Consider the following 6444-nt stretch of genomic DNA (forward strand, 5'->3'; position numbering starts at 1 on the left):
TTTAATATCAGAATTTATATCCCTTTGAACTTTGAGAACTGTTTAGCTCCAGGCGCCTTGCGCTTTTCTTATATCAACAAATCCCCTGCAGCATTTCGGGTGTTATTAATGTAATTTCCTCATCCTCTTGTGAAGCACTAATCACAAACCCGTCTGGAATTTTGATGCCGCTCGGGACAATAGCTTTCTCAATATAGACATTTTCACCAATCACGGCATCGGGCATGATGACAGATTCACGGATGACAGAGCCTCTTCCGACAAATACCCCCTGAAAGAGAACTGATTTTTCAACTTCCCCTTCAATCGTGCAGCCTTCATTTATTAAGGATTCCGCCACTTCTGCATCAGGTGAAATATATTGTGGCGGATGATTTGGATTAACAGAATAAATGCGCCAGTCATGATCAAATAAATTCAGCTCGCATTCATCATCCAATAAATCCATATTCGCTTCCCAAAGGCTTTTGACCGTTCCAACATCCTTCCAGTAGCCATTGAACGGATACGCAAACAGCTTTTTATTTTCATCAAGCATAAGTGGAATAATATCTTTTCCAAAGTCGTGACTTGATTCAGGATTCCGGTCATCCATTTCAAGATATTCCTTTAAAACAGACCAATTAAAGATATATATTCCCATAGACGCCAGATTATTTTTTGGCAAAGCCGGTTTTTCATCAAATTCGGCAACCCGCATACCTTCAGCTGTATTCATAATGCCGAATCTGCTAGCCTCAGGCCAGGGTACTTCTATGACTGAAATGGTAGCATCTGCCCCTTTTTCAATATGGTAATTCAGCATTAGCTCATAATTCATTTTATAGATATGGTCGCCAGATAAAATCAGGACAAATTCAGGATCGTACTGTTTCAAATAGTTGAGATTCTGGTAAATAGCGCTTGCTGTCCCTGTATACCATTTGACTTCAGAGGATTCGCTGTAAGGCGGCAGGACTGTAACACCGCCATTTTTTCTGTCCAGATCCCATGCACTTCCAATCCCAATATATGAATTCAGCACAAGCGGCTGATATTGGGTTAAAACTCCAACGGTATCAATTCCGGAGTTGGTGCAGTTGCTTAATGTAAAATCAATAATCCGGTATTTCCCTCCAAAAGGAACAGCCGGCTTCGCAAGGCTCTTTGTCAATGAACTAAGCCTGCTCCCTTTCCCTCCTGCTAACAGCATGGCTACACACTTTTTCTTTCCCATTTCCCTTTCTCTCCTTCCGATGTTTTACTGGGCGTAAAATAGAAATGCCAAATGGCGGAATCGACATATTCAAGCTAAAAGGCTTTCCATGAAATTCCTTCTCGTCTGTCTTAAGCACTTTTTTATTAATGCAATTGGAACCTCCAAAGATTTCACGATCGCTACTTAATATTTCACGATAGGATCCTTTCTTGGGAACGCCAATACGATAATCATGATAGAAATCAGATGTGAAATTGCAGACAATAACAAGGAAATCTTCCTCGTTTGCCCCTGATCTGATAAAAGAAAAAATGGACTGACTCACATTGTTTACATCAATCCACTCGAAGCCATCGTGCCTATGATCCATCTCATACAGTGGCTTGGAGCGTTTATAAATCTTAATTAATTCCTTCACAAACTCATTTGTTTTGTTATGCATCTCATAGTCAAGCAAATGCCAATCAAGCTGTTCTTTATCCTTCCATTCAGAGAACTGGCCAAGTTCGCTTCCCATAAAAAGCAGCTTCTTTCCAGGGTGGGAAAACATATAGCCAAGCAGCAGCCTGAACTGGGCAAATTTCTCCCAATAATCCCCTGGCATCTTATCAAGCAATGACTTTTTTCCATGAACCACTTCATCATGGGAAAAAGGCAGCACGAAGTTTTCCGTAAAAGCATACAAAAGGGAAAAAGTCATTTTCCCATGAACAGCAGAACGCAGTTCAGGCACTGTTTCCATATATGTAAGCACATCATTCATCCAGCCCATATTCCATTTGTAATGAAAGCCAAGCCCGCCATACTGGACCGGTGAAGTTACCTGTGGCCAATCGGTAGAATCTTCAGCCATCATCAGAAAGGACGAATCGTATTGAGAAACGACTGTATTCAAATTTTGAAGGAAACGGGTTCCAAACCGATTTTCAGTATTTCCATTCCGGTTAGGCCAATAGATGATATTGGCGACTGCATCAACCCGGAATCCATCAATATGATAATTTTCCATCCAAAAAATTGCATTAGATATTAGAAAGCTTTGCACTTCATTTTTGCCCAGATCGAAATTGGCTGTTCCCCAAACTCGATTCTCTCTGTCACCCTCCGTTTCATACTCATACAAATACGTTCCGTCAAACTGATAAAGGCCATGGGCATCTTTGCAGAAATGTCCTGGAACCCAATCTAGAATTACGCCAATTCCATTTTGATGGCACTGATCAATAAAATACATGAGTTCGTGCGGCGTTCCATATCTGCTTGTTGCGGAGTAATAGCCTGTTCCCTGATAGCCCCAGGAAGCATCGAGCGGGTGCTCAACGACAGGAAGCAGTTCAAGATGAGTAAAGCCCTGTTCCACAACATAAGGAACCAATTCATCTGCAAGTTCTCTGTAAGAAAGTAAGCTGCCATCTTCTTTCTTTTTCCAAGACCCGAGGTGAACCTCATAAATAACAGCAGGCTCTGAAAAAGTTTGCTTTTTCTCCTTTTTCTGCTGCCACTTGCTATCGTTCCATTCATAGTTATCCAGTGAATACACAATAGATGCCGTTTCAGGCCTGGTCTCCGAATAGAAGCTGTAAGGATCTGCTTTTAATAATACCTTTCCTTCCTTTGTTTTTATTTCATACTTATACAAGGCACCCTCCATGTTTTCATCCAGATGAATAAACCAGACACCTTCATTATTCACTCTATGTAAGGTATAGCCTTCTCCATTCCAATTGTTAAAATCACCGACTAATCTGACAATTTTAGCATTTGGTGCCCAAACACAAAAACGGGTATAAACTTTTCCATCTTCCACAACGACATGCGCCCCAAATAGCTGATGGCTTTCAAAAAAAGTCCCTTCATGGAACAAATGCAGCTGATAATCGGTTGGAAACAAAGTATCCACTAACATCCTTCTCCCCACCCAGTCTTCAATTTCTTTTGACTTTCCTGTTATATTCGAGCAAGGAGGAAAAAATCCTTGTAAAAGTTTTTTTAATTTTATGACAGTAATGTTCAAAAAACGCTAATTAACGGAAGCTTATTCTCTTTTTCTACAGCCTTCGACATAATTTCCGGTAAGCTTAGACAAAATAAAACAAACTATGCAAACAGAAAATGAAAGGAGAATAATATTTTGAGTAAGAAAGAAGAGGAGTTCTTATTAAATGAGGCAAGTAAAGATCAAATAAAGATCCCTTTATTTGAAACACCAGATGGAAAAATCATGGCAACCGGGGATATGTTCAGGGGACCATACACCGGGATATCTTCGGAAATAGATTTGAATAACCCTGGGAATAAACTGAGTAAGAAAGATGAGATGTTTGATTAAAAGAAAAGAGCAGGAACATAATGCAAGATGAATCAACAATTTTAGATAACAAAAAAGCTGCCAACATAATGTTGACAGCTTTTTTGTATGACCCCTACGGGATTCGAACCCGTGTTACCGCCGTGAAAGGGCGGTGTCTTAACCGCTTGACCAAGGGGCCAATATGGCGGAGAAGGAGGGATTTGAACCCTCGCGCCGGTTGCCCGACCTACACCCTTAGCAGGGGCGCCTCTTCAGCCACTTGAGTACTTCCCCATATATGGCTCCGCAGGTAGGATTCGAACCTACGACCGTTCGGTTAACAGCCGAATGCTCTACCACTGAGCTACTGCGGAATAATTAAATGGTGGGCCTAAGTGGACTCGAACCACCGACCTCACGCTTATCAGGCGTGCGCTCTAACCAGCTGAGCTATAGGCCCATTATTGTCTAGCTTCGGCTCCTAGCTTTTCGTCCGCTTCGATCTGTTACTACAAATCCCAAACCAGGATTTGCATGACCATCTCTCCAACGTCTCTCAAAGCTGGACAGTTGCCTACGCAATTCTTTTTGGAGCGGGTGAAGGGAATCGAACCCTCATCATCAGCTTGGAAGGCTGAGGTTTTACCACTAAACTACACCCGCATTTAGAATGATATTTAAGCTACTGTTTTGATTTCTGCCCTTGCATGCCTCTTCCTCTGAAAGCGAATCCAGGAAGCTGATGCGTCGAGGCAACTCGATGTTAATTCATGGATGTTTCGCTCGTGGCTGAGGTTTTACCACTAACTACACCCGCGTTAATTGTTTTAAATGGTGGCTCAGGACGGAATCGAACCGCCGACACAAGGATTTTCAGTCCTTTGCTCTACCGACTGAGCTACTGAGCCGTATTAAATTAATTACCCTAAAGTTTAATAGCTGTGCTTCAAAGCCCTGCGTTCTTTGTCGCAGATTTTAAAAGCATGCCATTCGATGATGCTAAAGCTTCGCAGCTGCATTCTTTTAAAATCCTCTACCGACTGAGCTACTGAGCCATCTACCTCTTAAATTTTTAAAGATGGCGGTCCGGACGGGACTCGAACCCGCGACCTCCTGCGTGACAGGCAGGCATTCTAACCAACTGAACTACCGGACCAGATTGCGGGGGCAGGATTTGAACCTGCGACCTTCGGGTTATGAGCCCGACGAGCTACCGAACTGCTCCACCCCGCGATAGTATTATTTATGTGTTTTTTAAATGCTCACATCTAGCATCTCATTTCGCAGCATATTCAATGAAGTGCCGCTCCGATTTCAGAAAGATTATTCAAGCAGCAGCTCAATCGTTGCGCTGAAGTAATTCCTTCGATGCTTATTCGGGCGTGCTCCACCCCTATTATTATAAATATGGAGGAGGAAAGGGGATTCGAACCCCTGCGCGGTTTGACCCGCCTGTCGGTTTTCAAGACCGATCCCTTCAGCCGGACTTGGGTATTCCTCCGTATATAAGTGAAAATGGTGGACCTTGTAGGACTCGAACCTACGACCGGACGGTTATGAGCCGTCTGCTCTAACCAGCTGAGCTAAAGGTCCAGCTTTGGTTTTAAAATGGTAGCGGCGGAGGGGATCGAACCCCCGACCTCACGGGTATGAACCGTACGCTCTAGCCAGCTGAGCTACACCGCCAAAATGATAAAATATTTATGGTGGAGCCTAGCGGGATCGAACCGCTGACCTCCTGCGTGCAAAGCAGGCGCTCTCCCAGCTGAGCTAAGGCCCCATTTATTTTTAATGGTCGGGAAGACAGGATTCGAACCTGCGACCCCTTGGTCCCAAACCAAGTGCTCTACCAAGCTGAGCTACTCCCCGTTTGTATGGCGCGCCCGAGAGGAGTCGAACCCCTAACCTTTTGATCCGTAGTCAAACGCTCTATCCAATTGAGCTACGGGCGCATTATAAAATGGTGCCGAGGACCGGAATCGAACCGGTACGGTAGTCACCTACCGCAGGATTTTAAGTCCTGTGCGTCTGCCAGTTCCGCCACCCCGGCAATTAATTGGAGCGGAAGACGGGATTCGAACCCGCGACCCCCACCTTGGCAAGGTGATGTTCTACCACTGAACTACTTCCGCAAATTAAATGGTGCGGGTGAAGGGAGTCGAACCCCCACGCCTTGCGGCGCCAGATCCTAAGTCTGGTGCGTCTGCCAATTCCGCCACACCCGCATATTTAAATGGTGAGCCATGAAGGACTCGAACCTTCGACCCTCTGATTAAAAGTCAGATGCTCTACCAACTGAGCTAATGGCTCATAACTTTATGAGTCTTCTAAATCCTGATAAGTGTTCTCGAAGAGAATAAAGATGGTGCCGGCAAGAGGACTTGAACCCCCAACCTACTGATTACAAGTCAGTTGCTCTACCAATTGAGCTACACCGGCAGCTTGTACAATTTAATTAATGGTGGAGGATGACGGGATCGAACCGCCGACCCTCTGCTTGTAAGGCAGATGCTCTCCCAGCTGAGCTAATCCTCCATTATAACAGCCCGGCAGCGTCCTACTCTCACAGGGGGACAGCCCCCAACTACCATTGGCGCTGAGAAGCTTAACTTCCGTGTTCGGTATGGGAACGGGTGTGACCTTCTCGCTATCGCCACCAGACTATTTTCAAAGACAAGTTTTATTATACCGTCTTTTTTAGATTTTTCAAGAGGAAATTTTATTTTTTTCGTTCCCTCAAAACTAGATAATGTATGAAGAAGTGTTTGCCGAGTAATAACCATATAACTTGGTTAAGTCCTCGATCGATTAGTATCAGTCAGCTCCACATGTCGCCACGCTTCCACCTCTGACCTATTAACCTGATCATCTTTCAGGGATCTTACTAGCTTGACGCTATGGGAAATCTCATCTCGAGGGGGGCTTCATGCTTAGATGCTTTCAGCACTTATCCCTT

3 protein-coding genes, 20 tRNA genes and 2 rRNA genes are annotated in these 6444 nt (G+C 44.2%); 1 reads left to right on the forward strand and 24 read right to left on the reverse strand.

Annotated features, from left to right (window positions below):
- Nucleotides 1–73: 73 nt before the first annotated feature.
- Together NCCP133_RS03800 and glgB are read right to left on the reverse strand one after the other, a co-directional pair.
- Nucleotides 74–1216 carry a glucose-1-phosphate adenylyltransferase gene (locus NCCP133_RS03800; protein ID WP_264803622.1) on the reverse strand — a complete coding sequence of 381 codons (1143 nt, stop codon included), beginning with the start codon at nucleotides 1214–1216 and terminating at the stop codon, nucleotides 74–76.
- Entirely contained in the window at nucleotides 1158–3104 is a 1947-nt protein-coding gene (gene glgB, locus NCCP133_RS03805) for a 1,4-alpha-glucan branching enzyme (protein ID WP_264803623.1), read from the reverse strand. Before glgB ends, NCCP133_RS03800 begins: the two co-directional genes overlap by 59 nt.
- A gap of 225 nt (nucleotides 3105–3329) precedes the next feature.
- Here glgB and NCCP133_RS03810 point away from each other — a divergent pair, with 225 nt between their 5' ends.
- Nucleotides 3330–3527 carry a hypothetical protein gene (locus tag NCCP133_RS03810; RefSeq protein ID WP_264803624.1) on the forward strand — a complete coding sequence of 66 codons (198 nt, stop codon included), beginning with the start codon at nucleotides 3330–3332 and terminating at the stop codon, nucleotides 3525–3527.
- An 88-nt stretch (nucleotides 3528–3615) separates the two neighbouring features.
- On the opposite strand, the gene NCCP133_RS03815 is transcribed toward NCCP133_RS03810, so the two are convergent.
- The 22 genes from NCCP133_RS03815 to NCCP133_RS03920 form a co-directional block, all read right to left on the reverse strand.
- Nucleotides 3616–3687, reverse strand: a tRNA-Glu gene (locus NCCP133_RS03815).
- A gap of 4 nt (nucleotides 3688–3691) precedes the next feature.
- A tRNA-Ser gene (locus NCCP133_RS03820) sits at nucleotides 3692–3782 on the reverse strand.
- Nucleotides 3783–3787: 5 nt separating this feature from the next.
- Nucleotides 3788–3862, reverse strand: a tRNA-Asn gene (locus tag NCCP133_RS03825).
- Nucleotides 3863–3871: 9 nt separating this feature from the next.
- Nucleotides 3872–3948: transfer RNA gene (locus NCCP133_RS03830), tRNA-Ile, on the reverse strand.
- A gap of 129 nt (nucleotides 3949–4077) precedes the next feature.
- Nucleotides 4078–4151 (reverse strand) — tRNA-Gly (locus tag NCCP133_RS03835).
- Between the two features lie 169 nt (nucleotides 4152–4320).
- A tRNA-Phe gene (locus tag NCCP133_RS03840) sits at nucleotides 4321–4396 on the reverse strand.
- Between the two features lie 171 nt (nucleotides 4397–4567).
- Nucleotides 4568–4644, reverse strand: a tRNA-Asp gene (locus NCCP133_RS03845).
- 3 nt (nucleotides 4645–4647) lie between these two features.
- Nucleotides 4648–4721: transfer RNA gene (locus NCCP133_RS03850), tRNA-Met, on the reverse strand.
- Nucleotides 4722–4896: 175 nt separating this feature from the next.
- Nucleotides 4897–4989 (reverse strand) — tRNA-Ser (locus NCCP133_RS03855).
- Nucleotides 4990–5004: 15 nt separating this feature from the next.
- Nucleotides 5005–5081: transfer RNA gene (locus tag NCCP133_RS03860), tRNA-Ile, on the reverse strand.
- 16 nt (nucleotides 5082–5097) lie between these two features.
- Nucleotides 5098–5174: transfer RNA gene (locus tag NCCP133_RS03865), tRNA-Met, on the reverse strand.
- 18 nt (nucleotides 5175–5192) lie between these two features.
- Nucleotides 5193–5268, reverse strand: a tRNA-Ala gene (locus tag NCCP133_RS03870).
- A gap of 12 nt (nucleotides 5269–5280) precedes the next feature.
- Nucleotides 5281–5357: transfer RNA gene (locus NCCP133_RS03875), tRNA-Pro, on the reverse strand.
- Between the two features lie 6 nt (nucleotides 5358–5363).
- Nucleotides 5364–5440, reverse strand: a tRNA-Arg gene (locus NCCP133_RS03880).
- 9 nt (nucleotides 5441–5449) lie between these two features.
- Nucleotides 5450–5538, reverse strand: a tRNA-Leu gene (locus NCCP133_RS03885).
- Nucleotides 5539–5545: 7 nt separating this feature from the next.
- Nucleotides 5546–5620 (reverse strand) — tRNA-Gly (locus NCCP133_RS03890).
- An 8-nt stretch (nucleotides 5621–5628) separates the two neighbouring features.
- Nucleotides 5629–5713 (reverse strand) — tRNA-Leu (locus NCCP133_RS03895).
- Between the two features lie 9 nt (nucleotides 5714–5722).
- Nucleotides 5723–5798: transfer RNA gene (locus tag NCCP133_RS03900), tRNA-Lys, on the reverse strand.
- 53 nt (nucleotides 5799–5851) lie between these two features.
- A tRNA-Thr gene (locus NCCP133_RS03905) sits at nucleotides 5852–5927 on the reverse strand.
- Between the two features lie 20 nt (nucleotides 5928–5947).
- Nucleotides 5948–6023, reverse strand: a tRNA-Val gene (locus NCCP133_RS03910).
- 9 nt (nucleotides 6024–6032) lie between these two features.
- Nucleotides 6033–6149 (reverse strand): 5S ribosomal RNA (rrf, locus tag NCCP133_RS03915).
- A gap of 127 nt (nucleotides 6150–6276) precedes the next feature.
- Nucleotides 6277–6444: ribosomal RNA gene (locus NCCP133_RS03920) — 23S ribosomal RNA — on the reverse strand; the annotation flags it as partial.

It is taken from the genome of Cytobacillus sp. NCCP-133 (genome assembly GCF_026011715.1).
Taxonomy (GTDB): domain Bacteria; phylum Bacillota; class Bacilli; order Bacillales; family Cytobacillaceae; genus Cytobacillus.

Bases quoted from the DNA above. Each gene is read 5' to 3' on its own strand.
- glgB (WP_264803623.1), bottom strand. From the start codon at position 3,104: ATGTTAGTGGATACTTTGTTTCCAACCGATTATCAGCTGCATTTGTTC.
- NCCP133_RS03800 (WP_264803622.1), bottom strand. From the start codon at position 1,216: ATGGGAAAGAAAAAGTGTGTAGCCATGCTGTTAGCAGGAGGGAAAGGG.